Raw genomic sequence first — 16778 nt, forward strand, 5'->3', positions numbered from 1 at the left:
AGTGACATGACACAGGCTAGCCGCAGGCGTTGGCAGATTTATCCCAGGATCAGGTGGCCCAGGAGAGACAGGATCGGCAAGGAGATCAGTACGCGGAGCAGATAAATCACGATGAGGTCCCTCAGCTTCAAACCAATCCCTGCTCGAATCAGGACGATCGCGGCCTCGGTGAAGAAGATGATCTGGTTGACCGCGACACCTGCCAGCACGAACCGGGTAACCTCACTTTCAATACCGGCACCGAGCAACGGCGGCATGATGCTGTCCACAATGCCGGCAAGCAGCGCAGGAGCGGCCTTGTCAGCTTCTGGCAGCTGCAGCAGTTCGAGAAATGGCACCAGAGGCAATGACAGCACGTGGAAGAACTGGGTGAACTCGATCAACGCCAATCCGGTACAGCCAATGATCATCATCGTGGGATATACGGAGATCGCCACATCGAGACTGACATGCACACTGCGCTTGAACAGTTCCAACGGTGGCGCAGCCGAGGCCGCACGCTCTACTGCTCGACGCAGCCCCATCGCAAACAGCCCTTCCCCTGCCTGCTTGTCCATCACCAGTTGCTGACCCACAACGGGATGGTACGCATCGGGCTTACCCCGCAACGGCGGTAACTTTGGCACGATGATGGCGCACACAATGCCGGTGAAAGCGACGGCGGCATACCACGGTAGAAATACATGCTGCATTCCGATCAAACTCAGCAACAGGTACGAGTAAGCGATCGACACGATCGAAAAATTGGTCGAGATGACACAGGCTTCTCGACTGGTATAGAAGCCCTGTCGGTACTGCTGCGTGGTCAGGATAATGCCCACGGCGGACGCTGACAGCCAGGAGGCAAGACTGTCGATAGCGGCACGCCCCGGCAGCCCGAACAGCTTGACGAAAACCCTAGACAGAAGGCTACCGACGAACTCCATTAGCCCATAATCGGTCAGCAGCGGCAGCAGCAAGGCCGACAGGAAATAGATGGCCAGTACCACGGGCCCGACGTCGTAAAGCAATACGCCCCCGGTGTTGCGGTGCCATACCCACTCTGGCCCCCACTGGAAGTAGGTCATCAGCATCAGTGTGGCTCCTACCACCCTGATAAGCGTCCATCCGACTCCAGGATTCAGCAGCTGCACGAAGCGATTGGGATGCTCCTTTAGCGAGCTGAACGTGACCAGCACCGTCAGTGCGCTGGGAATGACCGCAACGGCAACGGTTACCGGCACCATCAATGGCTTTATCACGTCATTGATATAGTCGATAACGAAAGCAATCAATACCGTCAGGCGGCCATCGACGCTGATGGGAGTAAGGAACAACAGCACGCCAAGAAGAGTGGGCAGCAGGAACTTGGCAAGTTGCGCAGCGCTATAGCGATGGGAGCGATGCGTTGTCTCATCGGTCACGGCCGAGGATTCGGATTTATGTTGCATGGGTGCCACCTTGTTATAGTTATCCAGCTTCAGGATTCCATTGTGGTATCAGGCCAACGTCCCGGTACGGCCTGTCTGGCACTGTCGTCTGGAACGACGTGCCACGGTTCGCCAGGGACTATTGCCGGTAGCTCGGATCCATGCGGTCCAGCTTGCGCCGCAGCGCCTTCCAGACCAGGTCAACACCTTCCTGATGATAGTCGGGGTGCTCGAACTGTCGGGCGGTGAACTCACAGGCATCATGCGAGGGCAGGGCCAGCGGACGACCGCTTTTCATCGCCTCGAGCTGGATTTCGCAGGCCTGGTTCAGGTAATACATGTAGAAAAAGGCCTCGGGAATACTGCGACCTACGGTAAGAAGGCCATGATTTCGCAAGATCATCGCCTGGTGACTGCCAAGCGCTTCGACGATGCGCTGCCGAACGGACAGGTCCAACGGAATGCCTTCGTAGTCGTAGTATCCCAAGCGCTGATAAAAGGCCATGTTCGTCTGATTGATCGGCAGCAGGCCCTCTTCCAACGCCGACACGGCCATTCCGGCCATGGTATGAGTATGCATCACGCATGCTGCGTCATGCCGGTGGAGATGGATAGCGCTATGTATGGTGAACCCGGCGGGATTGACCTCACTATCCACCTCTCCAACTTTATTACCGTAAGCATCGATCTCCACCAGGTTGGATGCGCTTACCTCTTCGGGTAACAGACCATAGGCATTGATCAGAAATGTCGGCTCGTCACCTGGAACCCGAACTGACAGATGGGTAAAGATCTGATCACTCCAGCCGTAGTAATCCAAAAGTCGATAGGCCGCCGCCAGATCGGTTCGCAACGCCGCGCGCGTGTCCTGATGTCCCATGTCTTGTTCCTGTTCTACCGTTAGACGAGCCCCAATTCGGGCCGACTCGGGTAGAGTAAGGAACTTGTCAGATACGTGATATCGATCTATTTTCCATAGATCATTCCAAAACGGAATGACCCTTCAGGACCGCGCCGATGAGTCGTCAGCTGCCCACCATGATCTCGCTCAGTTGCTTCGAGACGACGGCCCGTCATCTCAGCATCACCAAGGCGGCGGAAGAGCTCAACCTGACCCTGAGCGCTGTCAGCAAGCAGATCAAGAAGTTGGAACGCGAGCTTGGCTGCGCGCTGTTTCACCGGGAGAAGCAGCGCTTGAGCCTGACAGACAGTGGCCAGCAGTACCTGAGCGTGGTATCGAAAGCATTGCACCAGATCGACGGCGTGACACGCTCGCTCAGCAGTGGAACGTCTGACCTGGTCACCGTCGGCGCGGAGCCTTCCTTTACCTCTCGCTGGCTACTGCCCAGACTCGGGGACTTCAAGCTTAAGCACCCTGAGGTGACTACCGACATCATGAATGATCTTCGCCACCTCTACGACGGTAGCGAAGACTTTGACGTGGGTATTCTCTACGGGGACGGACAATGGCCAGAGTTCGAGAGCCACTTCCTGATTCAAGGCGAGCTGGTGGTCGTATGCACCCCGGCCCTGTTCGAGCGGTATGGCCCGATAGACGACCCCAGAGACCTGCTGCGCTACCCGGTGTTGCACCACGGCAGCTATGCTCCCACCCCTCAGCTATCTTCCACATACCTTTGGCTACAAGGCGCCGGGCTCGATGGCGAGGCCATAAAGTCGATTCCAGGCCAGCACTTCGAGCACTTCCGGTTCTTGCTCGATGCCGCCGAACATGGCCTCGGCGCGACAGTACTTCCCGCCTACTTTGTCGAAGCCGAGCTATCCAAGGGCCAATTGGTACAGGCCTCCCGCACAGCGATGGTGTGTGGCGCCTACTACGTTGCCATCCGCCGGCAGCGCCTGCCCCATCGCCCAACGCAGCTGTTCGCCCGGTGGTTACTGGAGGAAACGACGTAGACAATGATGAAAAGCAGCAGCAGATCTACTCGCCACCGGCGATGAAAGAACGCGGGTGACTCGGCTCTGTCCGAAAAGTCGACGAGCGAAGGTTAGACAAGGAAAAAATCGTTGAGAAAGCGCAGTTTACGTGGTGTAAATGAGTATTTTGACCGGGCTGGCGTACCAGACGATTTTTAACGCCGTATTACCGAGCGCAGGCACTTTTCAGACAAGCCCTAGAAGGCAACTGGGGAAAAGACGAAGAGCACCTGTCACTGCCTGCCCCTGGACCACTTCAGCAACCGACCACACCACGGCACCCACTAGACCACGACAGCGCCTCCACCGTGGTCTCATCTGAATCACAACCACTCGTCAGCCGGAACGACAGGAGCAAGCTCCAACCCCGTAACGTGCTACTGGTCTTGCCTACGCGCCCTACGACGCTTGAGTTCAGCGCGCATCCAGGCCGACGACTCGGCCATATCACGACGTAAGTCGGCTAGCTCATCAGGCGTTAGCCAGCGCACCGCAGGCTCGCGGGGGCGGAGTGTCTTAGCGGGAATCTGCTCGACGGCATGGCCTTCCAGCGCAGGGCCACCGGCCTCGGGCTTGGGGCGTTGTTCGCTCATTGTGTTCTCCGGGTGGCTGCGCGGACGCCCGCCGCATGGCCTGCCCTATAGCCCGCTCAGCTCGACGGGAGGGGCGCGGCATTTCATGGCCGCTAACGCCATTGCCAGCGGCAAGCTTGTGCGTGTTAACAAGTATAGCGACAACACCAGCCTTGCTGAGTACATCGTGCGCGACCGCAGTCGCCCGCTTGCTAGCGCCCCGCCCCTGTTCAGGGACTGGCTGATCGCGGCTGCCCTTGGGGAAAAGACAACAACCATGCTGTCGTAAAGAGAACAGCTCGCCAGGCGCAGGGCTCGTATCCTGCCTGGGACGTTGTGACATCGTCGCCATCACCCCAGACTGACCCCAGGACCTACGCACACCCCAGCAGGAGCCCACTGAATGTTCTTCCCTCTACATGGCCACGGACGCGGCCTTGCCATGGCGGCGGCAGGCGTCACCGTTCTCAGTTTCGACAGTCTGCTGGTCCGCCTGGCGGCGACGGATGGATGGAACATCATTTTTTGGAGAGGCGCCTTGATGGCACTCTCGCTCGGCTTGCTGTGCCTAAGCGGCCGACGGCTGGCAACACTGAAAGAGAATCCCGCCGCGGCCCTGTGCTCCGCCATCACGCTGGCGATCACGTCCAGTCTGTTTGTCCTCGCCGTCATGAACACCAAGGTCGCCAATGTTGTCGTCATATTGAGTGCCGCCCCGCTGTTTGCTGCCATCTTCACGCGTTGCTTTCTGCATGAGGCGGTTGCCATGCGGACCTGGTTAGCGATTTTGGCGGCCATGGCCGGCATGCTGATCGTTTTCGCGGGGTCGCTTTCCAGCGAAGGACTGCTGGGAGATATGTATGCGGTGATCGCGGCGGCGGCTGTCGGGGGCAACCTCACCCTGCTGCGCCGTCACCCGAAGCTCGACAGACTCCCCCTTATCGCCATAGGCGGCGGCCTATCGGCACTGATTGCCTGGCCGATGGCAACCCCATTTGCCCTGACAACTCAAAGCTACGGCGTATTGGCGCTGATGGGGTTATTGCAGATGCCATTGGCCACCGCACTGATCAACAACGCAACCCGCCACCTGCCATCGGCGGAAGTGGCACTGTTCTATTTGATTGAAGCAGTCTTTGGCACGCTGTGGGTCTGGTACTGGCTGGATGAGCAGCCACCACAGGCGACCCTGCTCGGCGGCTCATTGATTCTGTTGACCCTCTTCATCAACGCCTGGTTGGGCTTGCGAGGCACAGCCCGGCGCCTACCTTCTCATCCCTTGTAGCTTGAGACCGGCCCCTTGAAAGATGGGGACCAGTTCACTAAGCGCCCATAGCGAAAAACCAGGAGCCTATGCGGTATAGGTGAGGCGTTCGAGCAGCGCGCAACGCAGCGAATCGTCGGCCCAGACATTCATGCAGTACTTCCCCAAGCTGTGCAAAGATAAACGTCGACGCTTCAGAGAGGGCAGCGAGGTATGTTCCCCTTCAGGGAGGGTCGCCTGCTTCCTGCCTTTGCGAACATCGGCCTCTTTGCCTTTTGCATTTTTTGTGCCCTATTGGTTCACCAAAAACTATTAAATCAAAGAATGCTGTGAACTTTCTTTGAACTCATGACAATATGTGACCTATGAGTGCACATAAACCAGAAAAGCTAAAGCGCATCCTTGACGCTGTCCCTCCCGGCTTCATCGTCGATTCTGGTTGGCTGGAGCGCCACGAGGTCAGCCGCTTCCTCGCGCGCAAATACGTTGATCGCGGTTGGCTTGAGCGGGTGACTCGCGGCGTTTTCCTGCGCCCGGCACCGGATACAGGCAAACTCCACGCACTCGACTGGAAAACCTGTCTGCTCTCGATGCAGCACATCATGGCCTACGATGCCCATGTCGGCGGCATGGCTGCGCTCGCCCTGCAAGGCTATAGCCATTATTTACCGTTGGGCGGGAATGCCCAGGTCTGGGTCTATGGTGAAGAGATACCAAGCTGGCTGACCAGGCTTCAGCTAAACGCATCGCTCAAGATACGTACAACGCCCCTCTTCTCTGACCCGTCGCTCGGCCTTACCAATGACGAGTCCGACACTTCAAGGGCCCTACCCTGGGACTGGCAACTAAAAATGTCATCGCCTGAAAGGGCCGTCCTGGAAGTCATGGACGAATTACCCGCCAATGAGAGCTTCCACAACCTCGATATGGTCTTCGAAAGTTTAACAACCCTTCGCCCACGCACGCTTTCTGCGTTGTTGCATAGCTGTAGGAAGATTAAGGTTACGCGGCTGTTTTTCGTCTTTGCCGACCGCCACAACCACCCGTGGCGTAAGCGCCTTGACCCGCAAGAATTCAACCTGGGAAGCGGCGACCGGGCACTGCTCACAGGCGGCAAGATACACCCGCGCTACCGCATCATGGTGCCGGAAGAATTTGCCATCACGGAGGCAGCTGATGGCGCGTGAAGATTACAAAGCACAGGTCGCCCTGCTCTGCTGGTCGTCGCGTTATACCCTGCGCTTGGAGTAATGATGCGTCATAGGCTAGCGCTTAAACACTTCAGAAAAGTGCTTCAAGATACAAGCGTCTACTCGCTGCTGGCAGGCGTCGACAAGCCTGTTCGTTCACCTTGTGTGATTGTGGTACTTGGCAGGAAGCCTCTTAAACATGTAGAGAGCTTCAAGCGGCATCAGGAAGGCCCTGCCATCCGGCGCCTAGTCCGAAACACTAACGGCGAGCTAAGCGGCTGCCACTTTCAGTAGCCATGGGCCTCCGTGGCCTGAGGTTTATACCAACGGCCAGCCCGTCCTTGCCCCCGCTTGAGCCTCACGCCATCTGCTGGCGGATGGCGGGGAGGCGCTCTTCGACCAGTGCGACGAAGGCGTCGATCACCGGTCGTCCCGGTGTCGTCGGATAGTGCAACTCCAGCGGCACTGCCCCGAGTGCCGGGCGCAATGGGATAAACCGGCAGCCATCACATTGCAATCGTCGAATGCAGCCGGGCGCGATGGCGATTCCCACCCCAGCCGCGACCTCACTGAGCAGTGTCTGCATCAAGGCTGGCTGGCGCTGGATGCGCGGCGAGAAGCCTGCATCGCCGCAGGCACTGATGATCTGGTCGAACAACCCGGTCGCATGCTTGCGCTGAAATAGCACGAAGTCTTCCTGCTCCAGCTCGCTGAGGGCGAGCCGCTTGCGGTGCGCCAGACGATGCCCCTCCGGCACAACCACCATCAGACGATCCTCGTAGACAGGCAGGGTAGCCAAGGCGTTTCGGTGCTCGACAGGGAGCGGACGCGACAGTCCGATGTCAATCTCGTCACGTCCGAATGCATCCAGCTGCTGCTGAGCGCTCATCTCATTCAAGGTCAGACTCACCTCTGGGTGGGTGGCGGCGAAATCGCGCATCAATCCGGGCACGAAGCTCGCGCAGGCCGAGCTCATATAGCCGATACGCAGCGTGCCGGTCTGGCCGCTGGCTGCCATCACCACGCGCTTGCGTGCCTGCGCCTCCAATGCCAGCATGCGCTGCGCCTCCTCCAGCAATGCCTCTCCCGGCGCCGTGACACGAACTTCCCGGGTATTGCGCCACAGCAGACTCACGTTCAACTCGGCTTCGAGGTCGGCTATCTGACGGCTGATAGCGGGCTGCACGGTATGCAGCTCACGTGCAGCGGCCGAGAAGCTTCTGTGCGTCGCCACCGAGACGAAGGTTTTCAGAGTGCGGAGTTCCATGACTGCCCTCAAGGATTACTGATGCTCAGATAGTATAAGTCATATCGATTATCGTCATTTCTACTATAAGTCTGTACTCGTTAATCTGAGGGCCTGCTAAGCCTTCCTCCATCAGCTGTTGCCTTTCGCGTCCCTCCTTGCCTCTTACGCGTGACGCGCATCCGCTGATACGGAGGCCCTGAACACGAGTGGAGCCTATATGACGACATCAACCACTGGACTCGTCGCGCAGGGTGCACGCGAGTCCTCGCCAACTCTCTCTAACGGTGGCCGTTTCACACTGCTGGCCATTGCCTGCCTGACCATCATGGTCGGAACCGTAGTAGCCCCCGGGCTTCTGAACATCGCCTCTGCCCTGCAGGTGGAAAGCCATGCCAGCTGGCTGATCACCTTGCCATCGTTGGGTGCCGTGATGTTCGCGCCGATTGCCGGGCGCATGATAGATCGCATCGGTGCCTATCCCTCGCTTGTGGGTGGTCTGCTGCTGTATGGGCTGCTGGGAGCAGGCGGGGCGCTGCTGGAGGGCACCGTCGCCGTGTTTGCCGATCGCATCCTGTTGGGTGGCGTGACGGCGGTGGTGATGGCAGGCGGCACCACCCTGATCTCAGAGTGGTATCACGGTCATGCCCGTCTGGCGATGATCGCCCAGCAGGGCATGTCCATCGAGCTTGGTGGGGTGATCTTCTTGCTCGTCAGTGGCGTACTGGCGGGTATCGCCTGGCAGATGCCATTCCTACTCTACCTGCTGGCCTGGGGGCTACTGGCCATGCTGTGGATAATGGTGCCGAGACAGTCCCCATCCGCCCCTGAGGCTGAGCCCGGGCAAAATCAGGCCGCCGCGCCGTCATCCTCGCTTAATGGCACCTATCTGGCAGCAGCCATCTCGATGACGCTATTCTTCACGGCCATCGTCATGCTGCCCATGCGCTTGAATCTTCTCGGGCTGGATGAGGCAGCCACCGGTATCTTCCTGGCGGCAATCTCACTGGTCGCGGTGGTGGCCGCAATGCTGATGCCGAAGGTGTCGCGTGCGCTGGGCGAAATGCCGACTCTGGTGCTGGCCTTTCTGCTTTATACCGCCAGCCTGTTCATCTTCCAGCAGGCCGAGAGCATGCCCCTGATGAATGTCGGGGCCTTGCTAGCCGGCTTGGGCTTCGGTTTCTCCATCCCGCTGCTCAATCATATGACAGTGGAACGCAGCCATCCCTCGGTTCGCGGTCGCAATCTCTCCTACCTGACGATGGCGATCTTCCTGGGACAGTTCCTGACGTCCTTCCTGGAACTTGTTCCGGGCGATGGCCGCAATGTCTTCGGAACCGCGGCCGCTCTAGGGCTAGTCTTCACGGTGCTCTACCTAGCCGCCTATCTTCTCAAGCGCGACAATCGCAGCGCCTGAGCTATCACAGGTAACACCAGCCCGCTCATGACGAAAGGCATGATGCAAAAGCCCCGCCACCTGACGGCCAGATGGCGGGGAATTCGGGCCAGCGTCGTACTCAGCGGTCAAACAGCACCGACAGGCGAAGACACATCACGTCAATCCTGATAGTGCGTGTACTTTTTCGTACTTCCCTTCACCTGGTCAGCGGGGTATTTCTCCGCATTCTTCTCCATCTTCGCCCGGCATGCCGCTTCAATATCCACGTCCAGCTTGCCCGCCAGTCGGATCAGGTAGAGCTGAACATCGGCAATTTCATCGCGCACGGCGGCCAGTTGCTGCTCATCCAGTTCCCTGGACTGCGCCTCGGTCAGCCACTGGAAGCACTCCTGCAGTTCAGCTGCCTCCACCGTCAGCGCCATGGCCAAGTTCTTGGGCGAATGGAACTGGTCCCAGTCGCGCTCGGTGGCGAACTGGTCCATCGCATCGCGGAGCTGCTTGAACGGGTCTGACATCTAGGGCTCACCTGATTCTTCGGTATCGGATAGCGGTGAGCATGCCTGCTCTCGAGTTAAGGCATCGGTAACTAGTAGTCCCGTCGTACAGCCCCCAACGAAAGCTACCTGATCACGCAATTCATCCCCGAGGGCCTCGGCCACCCGGCGCGACATGGCGCGCTGATCGTCGTACAAGCTCATCGCTTACTCCAGATACTCTGCCAGCCGCTTCGCAGCGACCTTGCTCTCGCGGGGATGACCAAGTCGAATGGCATCGACCAGAGCCAACATGGCATACAACTCGCGATCGCGACGCACCGCGTAGGGAGCGCCCTTGAACAGCGGGTCCACGGCCTGGCCTTTGCTTTTGCCTCGGGCGTCTGGCCATACCATCGGCAGTTCACCTGGGCTATATAACTGGCCTTCCAGCACTGGCGCGGCAAAGGTCGTCGCAATCCCACGGGTAATTTCACCTGGCTTAGCCGGGAATACGTAGCGCACACCATGCATGATGAAGTTGAACAGAGCCCGGGCGTTAGCGCGCGGCACGCCAGTTCGGTGATCCTTGCGAATCAGACCTACCTCCAGACACCTATGAAGGGCAAGGCTAACCTGACTTTTGCTGATGCCGGTTTCCTCGGCCAAGGCCCGCACACTGTAGCGTGCCTGCAACTGGTCGTCCTCGAGTCCAGGCAAGCTCTCGCGCACCCCGTCAATGTCATCGAGTGCCCAGTCCCTCCAGTCGTCTGGCAGCGCCTTCTCTCCCTTGCCAGCGTGAGTATCGGGGCCGCGGCCGTCCTTACGGCTCAAGGCCACCAGCTTCAAAAGCAGGCCAATATCTTGACTTTTCATAGTGCCACCATCCTCCACTGTCCCGCGTCCTAGGACATGGGACAAGCTCGATGAATGACTACCTGACTGTCAAGGAAAATCGTCCACTACAGAGACATGCGCTTGTAAACCGGGGTAGCGTCGGCAAGCCCGAGCTTGACCCCTCGAGAGAACGTTCGGCCTTTAAATTGCTCTCCAGCCCCTTACATCGTTACAGATAGGCACAGTGCACCACACGGATCGACTCGGTGGGTACCGTCTCAACGAAGCGCTGGCCTCGCTACCCAAAGGACCCATTCGCCTCTCCTGATGGAGGTTGAGCTCTGTTAGCCAAGATCGCTCGCGCAGCCAAACGGCGAACGCCATCTGGACCAAAATCCTGACTCTCAGCCCACTCGCCTTCCTGCTATAGGCTCTCCACCTCCATGAACGAGACAGCTTGTTGGGTCCAGGACGTCATGCTCTCCAACGTTTCACCGGTCCGTGATCTGACACCAAGCAGAAAAACCCTATACCCTAAGCACGCCATCGTTTTTTTAAATACTAGACCATGACCCTAAAGCAAATACGCTACTTCATCGCCATCGCTGAACTGGGATCCATCTCAGCGGCAGCCCAGGCAGTATTCGTCTCTCAATCGACTCTGACGCTGGCCATCCAGCAGCTCGAGGAAGAGCTCGAAGTGTCGCTATTTTCCCGCAGCGCGAAGGGTATGACGCTAACCCATCAAGGTCATCAGTTCCTGCGCCAGTCGCACCTGATTCAGAGCACTGTAGAAAACGCCAAGAGGAATCTACAGGAAGCGACGCATCAAGAGTCCGGCCAGCTGGTCATCGGCGTGACAAGTCTCGTCGCCGGGTACTTCCTGGCCGACCTGTTAACGCGCTTTCAGCTGGCCTACCCGCGAGTCGAGATCACCGTGGTCGAAGACGAGCGGCATTATGTTGAACACCTGCTTGTCAGCGGGGAAATTGACGTCGGTGTGCTGATACTCTCCAACCTGTCCAATCGCCAGGCACTGCAAACCGAAGTACTGGTGCATTCTCCTTACCGTCTCTGGCTACCCGCGAGACACCCTCTTCTCGAGCATGACAGCATTTCTCTCGCTGACGTCGCGGCAGAGGCGCTAATTCAGTTGAACGTGGATGAAATGGAGCATAGCGCCCGTGCTTTCTGGCAACGCCTTAGCACTCCCCCGAACATCACCATGCGAACCAGCTCAACCGAGGCAGTACGTAGCCTGGTTGCTGCTGGCCTTGGACTCTCGATACAGCCCGACATGACATACCGTCCCTGGTCGCTTGAGGGCGACATCATCGAGGCACGTTCACTGCATGACTTGAACGACACCCTGGACGTTGGCCTTACCTGGCGCAGGGGATCACAGCGTCCAGCCCTCGTTGATGCCTTCCTGTCCGTCGTTCGCGGCGGTCACGGTGACACCAGACGCTGAGTGCACCGGTTACTTCCTCAAGTCCTTCTTGATCCTCGAGCCCACAGAAAAATCGATACCTACCCTCGAAAATAAGAAATTGTCGATACTTTGCTTCCCGCTTAGTCTTGCCGAACTGCGTAAAAGAGCGCGTCGCTGGACTCGGCTCCCATCCTTGCAAGCGAGAATCTCATGACCTCAGTCCCATACCCTTCGTTCACTACAAAGCTCCTTATCGATGGCTGTCTCGTCGAAGGTGAGGGCCGAGCTGAAAGCATCCATGATCCCACGTCTGGGAAGGTGATCGCTGAGGTCCGGGAAGCAAGCATGGAACAAGTCGAGCAGGCCATCGCCGCTGCCGGTCGCGCCCAGGCAACTTGGTCACGCACGACGCCACAGCAGCGCTCGACAGCTCTACTCGATATTGCCAGCTTGATTCAGGAAAGGGCCTCTTCCCTGGCACAAATAGAATCACTGAACTGCGGCAAGCCTCTGCATCAGGCACTGAACGACGACCTGAACGCAGCCATCGACGTCTTTCGTTTCTTCGCAGGGGCCGTCCGCTGTCAATATGGGCAACTCAGTGCTGAGTACGTTCCCGGCTATACCAGCATGGTTCAGCGAGCACCACTTGGTGTCGTCGCATCCATCGCCCCATGGAACTATCCACTGATGATGGCGGCGTGGAAGATCGCTCCTGCGCTTGCAGCGGGTAATACTCTTGTGTTCAAGCCATCTGAGCACACGCCACTCTCGATTCTTGAACTGGCCACCCATCTAGAAGGCATACTCCCCGCGGGGTGCCTCAATATCGTCTGTGGTGGTGGTGAGAACGTAGGCAGCCTGCTAGCCCGACACTCCGATATTCGGATGATTTCCCTCACCGGAGACATCGTCACGGGCCAAAAGGTGTTGAAAGAGGCGGTCAATTCACTCAAGCGCACCCACCTTGAGCTTGGTGGCAAAGCTCCCGTCATCGTCTGCGATGATGCTGACCTGGACCTCGTGGTCGAAGGCATCACCCGACACGGCTACTACAATGCCGGGCAGGACTGCACTGCAGCGTGCCGCATCTACGTCCAATCAGGTATCCATGACCGCCTGGTGGAGCGGCTGGGCGACGCCGTCTCACGGCTCCGATTTGCCCAGCGCAACGATCAAGACAACGATATGGGCCCCTTGATCAGCCTACGCCAGCGTGATCGCGTCGCCAGCTTCGTCGAACGGGCATTGACAGAACCCCACGTGGAACGCATTACGGGCGCGGCAATTCCTTCCGGGAGCGGTTTCTTTTACCAGCCAACGTTGCTTGCTGGCTGTCTTCAGTCGGATGAAATTGTACAGCGTGAAGTCTTTGGCCCGGTCGTAACAGTCACACGCTTTGATGAAATATCTCAGGCCCTGGATTGGTCGAACGATACCGAGTATGGGCTTGCCTCCTCCGTCTGGACCACAAACATGGATAAGGCAATGCATCTTGCCAGCCGACTCGAATACGGCTGCACGTGGATCAACACCCATTTCATGCTAGCTACCGAAATGCCTCACGGCGGACTGAAGCGATCCGGCTATGGAAAGGAGCTTTCGAGTGATTCGCTCCAAGACTACAGCGTGGTGAGGCACATCATGGCTAGACATTCCCCACTTGACTGACAACTTCATGGCATGCGAATGCCCGTCCATGCCCCTAGCATAATAACAGCTCTGGAGACACCATGAACTTTCCCTTTGTGCTACCCACTAAAATTGTGATGGAACCGGGCCTGCGCTCACAGGTAGGTCAACACCTTCAGGAAATGCAGTTGACACGCATCCTGATTGTCACTGATCCGGGCATCGAAGCCGCAGGGCTTCTCTCTCCTATTTATGCAAGCCTTGAACATGCGGGCATCAGCTTTAAGGTAACGACTGAGGTTAAGCCCAATCCTCGAAGCGAAGATTGTAATCGCATAGCAAACGAGTATCGGGGTGCAGATATCGAGGGCCTTGTGGCGGTAGGGGGTGGTAGCGCTATTGACGCCGCAAAGGCCATCGCGGTCTTGATGACTCATGAAGGAGTTATCGAGGACTATGAAGGCGAGAATACCCTTGTCACCGACCCTCTTCCTCTAGTGGCTATTCCGACTACAGCGGGTACGGGGAGCGAAGTCACCTTTTTCTCGGTGATCACCGATTCTGCACGACAGTATAAAATGAGCCTGCTGGACGTCAGGCTAGCTCCTGAGTTAGCACTACTCGATACGGAGGTCACTGCCCAACTACCTCCGGCAATCGCGGCAGCTACGGGAATGGACGCGTTAACACATGCGATAGAAGCCTACACCGGAAAGATGGCTAACCCCATCAGTGACGCTCTAGCGCTGCACGCCATTCGCCTGATCAGTTCAAACCTTCTCCCTGCGGTAGAAGAATGCGATAACCATGGCGCGCGCGAGCAAATGATGGTCGCCAGCCTGATCGCAGGTATGGCTTTTGGCAATGCAGACATCGCCAGCGTGCACTGCATTTCAGAAGCCATCGGAGGCATGTACGACACTCCTCACGGAGTTGCGAACTCCATTTTCCTGCCCTTTATCTTCAGACATAACTGTGACGCGGATCTGGAACGGCATTCTCAAGTAGCCTTTGCCCTGGGGGTAGACCCGCAACTCGGCGAAGCAGATGCCGCCAGGGCTGCCGTCGACGTGCTTTTCAACATGAGCCAACGGCTCGGCATCCCGAAATTCTCTGAAGTAGCCGGCGTCCAGGAAGCGGACTTTCATAGCATTGCTGAAAAATCAAAACAGAATATCTCAGACGCTAGTAATGCCAAAGAAATGACGGTCGACAGTTACTTAGACATCATCCGCCAGGCATATAACTACTAGGACGCTTTACTACTGATCAATTAAACGTACACGAAAACACGCTATCTCTCGTCTACCGCTACGAAAAATCGTTGGCGACCGCTCAGATATTGACCATCAAGATTCCAACATCACTATTTGATGCGGGCGTCACATCTTGAGCTCCTGAATGCAGTGTTTCAATAAAACAACGAGCCCTGCCTTATAATATCCATCACAGTGGAACGACAAAAATGAGCAACGAACTTATAAGAACTTTAGGCTTCTGGAGAGCTTTCTCCACCTGTACCGGGCTGGTCGTGGCTGGCACCACCATGGTGACACTTGGTTATAGCATGGGCCTGGTGGGCCCAGCGTTTATCGTCAGTGCCTTTATCGCGATGATCGTGAGTATCCTTGTATCTTTTTCTTACTCTGAGCTTTCATCTTTTATGCCCGGAGCGGGGATGATCGGCGACTATACGATGGTAGCCATGGGCCCTTTCATGGCAATTGTCAGTGTTCTTGGCGGCTACATTGTACTGGTGTCGGCTGCCGGAGCCATGGAGTCGATCACTGCAGGGCTCGCGGCACAAAGCTTGGTCCCTGGCATCAGCGCCACGTTCGTCGCGGTCGTTCTCCTGGTGCTCTTCCTTGCCGTGAACCTGGTGGGAGTCGGGGTATTCGGCTCCGTCCAGGTATTCACGACCGGCTCCATGATCATAGGTACATCAGTCATGGGTGTACTTGGTTTGATGGAATGGGGTACTCACACAGATCCCACTCAGGTTCCGTTCAACCCTAAAGGGTGGGAAGTCGTACTTCAGTCATTAGCACTCGGTATCTGGCTATTTGTTGGCATCGAGTACGTCGCTCCCATGGCGGAAGAAGTCAAAGAGCCGGAAAAGACGATTCCCAAGGCCATGTTGTTTGGCCTTCTGACCATCTTTGTCGCTGATATGTTGTTCGGCCAAGCTATCGCGCGTTACGTTCCCCTCGACGTGCTCGAATCTTCTACGGCTCCTCAGGTTGATGGTGCCGGGGCGCTGTTCGGGCAGGCTGGAAAGATCTTTATGGTCATGATTACGGTGCTCGCCAGTGCCAGCTCCATCAACTCGCACATGGCTGCTGTACCTCGCATGCTCTACGGCCTTGCCAGAGAGGGCTTACTGCCTCGAGCTTTCACCTATGTCCACCCCCACTTCCGTACTCCTTGGGTAGGCATTTTTAGCGTATTTCTTCTACTATGCATCCCCTTCATGCTGAGCATCAGCATGGACCTTATCGCTACCATGATTTTGGCGTCCTGCGTGACATGGCTGCTCTCCTACGTTATTGCCCAGATCAACGTCATGATCCTGCGTAAGCGGTATCCCGATGTACATCGGCCCTTCTCGACCCCCTTCTTTCCGATTCCCCAAATAGTGGGTATCGCGGCCTGTATCTACATGATCGTTACCATTCATCCCGAAGGAGCGATGAAAGCCCAGATCTACGCGATCGCAGGGGGCTTCATGACCATTATCATTGTCTACGCAGTGGCTTGGTTAAAGTTCAAGAAGATTCCATTGTTCACACCGACGCCTCTGGGATCACTATACGCCCAACACAATACCACCAGTCCCGAAGACAGCGCTCCAGTGACTGAGGCTTCCGCTCGATGAGACTCTTCTCCAACATCGAAACGCGCGCAAACATGGCGTTCGAATTCATGGCCAAGCAACTAGGTTGCAGCGAACGTATCGGCCCTATGAGCCGATCGGGAAGCTTCGATGGTGGCGATATGATCTTGCGCTACGTCGAGAAGCGCCGTTTCTTTTCTAGAATCTACAAGCTAGACATCACCCTGAAGATTGACAACCTTGAGGCGCCTCTCGGTGAAGCGTACTGGAAAAAGGGAACGCAATGGTCTGGTGAGCAGGCTGCCAGTGACTGGCTTGCTCAGCATCCCCAGCTGTCAACGCTGTCATCGCTGATTGATATTGAAATGGCAACTTACCGGCGGGGAGTCTCTGACTCCAGTGCAACTGTGCATCTAGTCACACTACCAGGTTGCTTTATTTGGACGCTCGTCCCGCCCATGCACTACTTCGTTAAACTCAATGGCAAAGAGATCGAAGGGCTTAGCCGCTTGCTTGGTCAACGCCTTGATACCACTCTCGCGTAAGGATATTC

17 protein-coding genes are annotated in these 16778 nt (G+C 57.0%); 10 read left to right on the forward strand and 7 right to left on the reverse strand.

The window, feature by feature from the left end; genetic code table 11:
- Positions 1-38: 38 nt before the first annotated feature.
- Complete coding sequence (locus JF545_RS14100) at positions 39-1430, reverse strand: YjiH family protein (protein ID WP_206943074.1); 1392 nt, start codon at positions 1428-1430, stop codon at positions 39-41.
- 118 nt (positions 1431-1548) lie between these two features.
- Positions 1549-2289 (reverse strand): class II aldolase/adducin family protein, encoded by a 741-nt coding sequence (locus JF545_RS14105; RefSeq protein WP_206943075.1) that lies wholly within the window; start codon positions 2287-2289, stop codon positions 1549-1551.
- Positions 2290-2426: 137 nt separating this feature from the next.
- Here JF545_RS14105 and JF545_RS14110 point away from each other — a divergent pair, with 137 nt between their 5' ends.
- The gene (locus JF545_RS14110; RefSeq protein ID WP_206943076.1) at positions 2427-3326 is read left to right on the forward strand and encodes a LysR substrate-binding domain-containing protein; all 900 of its coding nucleotides are present in this window, start codon (positions 2427-2429) and stop codon (positions 3324-3326) included.
- Between the two features lie 398 nt (positions 3327-3724).
- Here JF545_RS14110 and JF545_RS14115 read toward each other — a convergent pair whose 3' ends face one another.
- Complete coding sequence (locus JF545_RS14115) at positions 3725-3940, reverse strand: hypothetical protein (RefSeq protein ID WP_206943077.1); 216 nt, start codon at positions 3938-3940, stop codon at positions 3725-3727.
- An 85-nt stretch (positions 3941-4025) separates the two neighbouring features.
- Between JF545_RS14115 and JF545_RS14120 the strand changes: the two genes are divergently transcribed.
- The 3 genes from JF545_RS14120 to JF545_RS14130 all read left to right on the forward strand — a co-directional run bounded on the left by JF545_RS14120 (position 4026) and on the right by JF545_RS14130 (position 6370).
- A complete protein-coding gene (locus tag JF545_RS14120) occupies positions 4026-4208 on the forward strand; it encodes a hypothetical protein (protein ID WP_206943078.1) in 183 nt (60 codons plus the stop codon).
- A gap of 153 nt (positions 4209-4361) precedes the next feature.
- Positions 4362-5204, forward strand: a complete 843-nt coding sequence (locus JF545_RS14125; protein ID WP_242520868.1) for a DMT family transporter — start codon at positions 4362-4364, stop codon at positions 5202-5204.
- Positions 5205-5548: 344 nt separating this feature from the next.
- The gene (locus JF545_RS14130) at positions 5549-6370 is read left to right on the forward strand and encodes a type IV toxin-antitoxin system AbiEi family antitoxin domain-containing protein (RefSeq protein WP_206943080.1); all 822 of its coding nucleotides are present in this window, start codon (positions 5549-5551) and stop codon (positions 6368-6370) included.
- 361 nt (positions 6371-6731) lie between these two features.
- Here the strand turns inward: JF545_RS14130 and JF545_RS14135 are convergent, their stop codons facing one another.
- Entirely contained in the window at positions 6732-7640 is a 909-nt protein-coding gene (locus tag JF545_RS14135) for a LysR family transcriptional regulator (protein ID WP_206943081.1), read from the reverse strand.
- A 199-nt stretch (positions 7641-7839) separates the two neighbouring features.
- Between JF545_RS14135 and JF545_RS14140 the strand changes: the two genes are divergently transcribed.
- Positions 7840-9036, forward strand: a complete 1197-nt coding sequence (locus tag JF545_RS14140; RefSeq protein WP_206943082.1) for an MFS transporter — start codon at positions 7840-7842, stop codon at positions 9034-9036.
- 140 nt (positions 9037-9176) lie between these two features.
- Here JF545_RS14140 and JF545_RS14145 read toward each other — a convergent pair whose 3' ends face one another.
- The 3 genes from JF545_RS14145 to JF545_RS14155 are packed head-to-tail and all read right to left on the reverse strand — an operon-like array spanning position 9177 to position 10367.
- A complete protein-coding gene (locus tag JF545_RS14145) occupies positions 9177-9533 on the reverse strand; it encodes a nucleotide pyrophosphohydrolase (RefSeq protein ID WP_206943084.1) in 357 nt (118 codons plus the stop codon).
- On the reverse strand, positions 9534-9716 hold the full coding sequence (locus JF545_RS14150; RefSeq protein ID WP_206943085.1) for a hypothetical protein: 183 nt from the start codon (positions 9714-9716) through the stop codon (positions 9534-9536).
- Positions 9717-9719: 3 nt separating this feature from the next.
- Positions 9720-10367 carry a MarR family transcriptional regulator gene (locus JF545_RS14155; protein WP_206943086.1) on the reverse strand — a complete coding sequence of 216 codons (648 nt, stop codon included), beginning with the start codon at positions 10365-10367 and terminating at the stop codon, positions 9720-9722.
- Positions 10368-10896: 529 nt separating this feature from the next.
- Between JF545_RS14155 and JF545_RS14160 the strand changes: the two genes are divergently transcribed.
- The 5 genes from JF545_RS14160 to JF545_RS14180 all read left to right on the forward strand — a co-directional run bounded on the left by JF545_RS14160 (position 10897) and on the right by JF545_RS14180 (position 16770).
- Positions 10897-11799 (forward strand): LysR family transcriptional regulator, encoded by a 903-nt coding sequence (locus tag JF545_RS14160; RefSeq protein WP_206943087.1) that lies wholly within the window; start codon positions 10897-10899, stop codon positions 11797-11799.
- Positions 11800-11970: 171 nt separating this feature from the next.
- Positions 11971-13431, forward strand: a complete 1461-nt coding sequence (locus tag JF545_RS14165) for a gamma-aminobutyraldehyde dehydrogenase (protein ID WP_206943088.1) — start codon at positions 11971-11973, stop codon at positions 13429-13431.
- A 62-nt stretch (positions 13432-13493) separates the two neighbouring features.
- A complete protein-coding gene (locus tag JF545_RS14170) occupies positions 13494-14645 on the forward strand; it encodes an iron-containing alcohol dehydrogenase (RefSeq protein ID WP_206943089.1) in 1152 nt (383 codons plus the stop codon).
- 212 nt (positions 14646-14857) lie between these two features.
- The gene (locus JF545_RS14175; RefSeq protein ID WP_206943090.1) at positions 14858-16267 is read left to right on the forward strand and encodes an APC family permease; all 1410 of its coding nucleotides are present in this window, start codon (positions 14858-14860) and stop codon (positions 16265-16267) included.
- 32 nt (positions 16268-16299) lie between these two features.
- Positions 16300-16770 (forward strand): hypothetical protein, encoded by a 471-nt coding sequence (locus JF545_RS14180; protein ID WP_206943091.1) that lies wholly within the window; start codon positions 16300-16302, stop codon positions 16768-16770.
- The last annotated feature ends 8 nt before the right edge of the window (positions 16771-16778 follow it).

Origin of the sequence: Halomonas litopenaei, from assembly GCF_017303055.1 — a bacterium.
Taxonomy (GTDB): domain Bacteria; phylum Pseudomonadota; class Gammaproteobacteria; order Pseudomonadales; family Halomonadaceae; genus Halomonas; species Halomonas litopenaei_A.

Bases quoted from the DNA above. Each gene is read 5' to 3' on its own strand.
- JF545_RS14100 (WP_206943074.1), bottom strand. From the start codon at position 1,430: ATGCAACATAAATCCGAATCCTCGGCCGTGACCGATGAGACAACGCAT.
- JF545_RS14105 (WP_206943075.1), bottom strand. From the start codon at position 2,289: ATGGGACATCAGGACACGCGCGCGGCGTTGCGAACCGATCTGGCGGCG.
- JF545_RS14110 (WP_206943076.1), top strand. From the start codon at position 2,427: ATGAGTCGTCAGCTGCCCACCATGATCTCGCTCAGTTGCTTCGAGACG.
- JF545_RS14115 (WP_206943077.1), bottom strand. From the start codon at position 3,940: ATGAGCGAACAACGCCCCAAGCCCGAGGCCGGTGGCCCTGCGCTGGAA.
- JF545_RS14120 (WP_206943078.1), top strand. From the start codon at position 4,026: ATGGCCGCTAACGCCATTGCCAGCGGCAAGCTTGTGCGTGTTAACAAG.
- JF545_RS14125 (WP_242520868.1), top strand. From the start codon at position 4,362: ATGGCGGCGGCAGGCGTCACCGTTCTCAGTTTCGACAGTCTGCTGGTC.
- JF545_RS14130 (WP_206943080.1), top strand. From the start codon at position 5,549: ATGAGTGCACATAAACCAGAAAAGCTAAAGCGCATCCTTGACGCTGTC.
- JF545_RS14135 (WP_206943081.1), bottom strand. From the start codon at position 7,640: ATGGAACTCCGCACTCTGAAAACCTTCGTCTCGGTGGCGACGCACAGA.
- JF545_RS14140 (WP_206943082.1), top strand. From the start codon at position 7,840: ATGACGACATCAACCACTGGACTCGTCGCGCAGGGTGCACGCGAGTCC.
- JF545_RS14145 (WP_206943084.1), bottom strand. From the start codon at position 9,533: ATGTCAGACCCGTTCAAGCAGCTCCGCGATGCGATGGACCAGTTCGCC.
- JF545_RS14150 (WP_206943085.1), bottom strand. From the start codon at position 9,716: ATGAGCTTGTACGACGATCAGCGCGCCATGTCGCGCCGGGTGGCCGAG.
- JF545_RS14155 (WP_206943086.1), bottom strand. From the start codon at position 10,367: ATGAAAAGTCAAGATATTGGCCTGCTTTTGAAGCTGGTGGCCTTGAGC.
- JF545_RS14160 (WP_206943087.1), top strand. From the start codon at position 10,897: ATGACCCTAAAGCAAATACGCTACTTCATCGCCATCGCTGAACTGGGA.
- JF545_RS14165 (WP_206943088.1), top strand. From the start codon at position 11,971: ATGACCTCAGTCCCATACCCTTCGTTCACTACAAAGCTCCTTATCGAT.
- JF545_RS14170 (WP_206943089.1), top strand. From the start codon at position 13,494: ATGAACTTTCCCTTTGTGCTACCCACTAAAATTGTGATGGAACCGGGC.
- JF545_RS14175 (WP_206943090.1), top strand. From the start codon at position 14,858: ATGAGCAACGAACTTATAAGAACTTTAGGCTTCTGGAGAGCTTTCTCC.
- JF545_RS14180 (WP_206943091.1), top strand. From the start codon at position 16,300: ATGGCGTTCGAATTCATGGCCAAGCAACTAGGTTGCAGCGAACGTATC.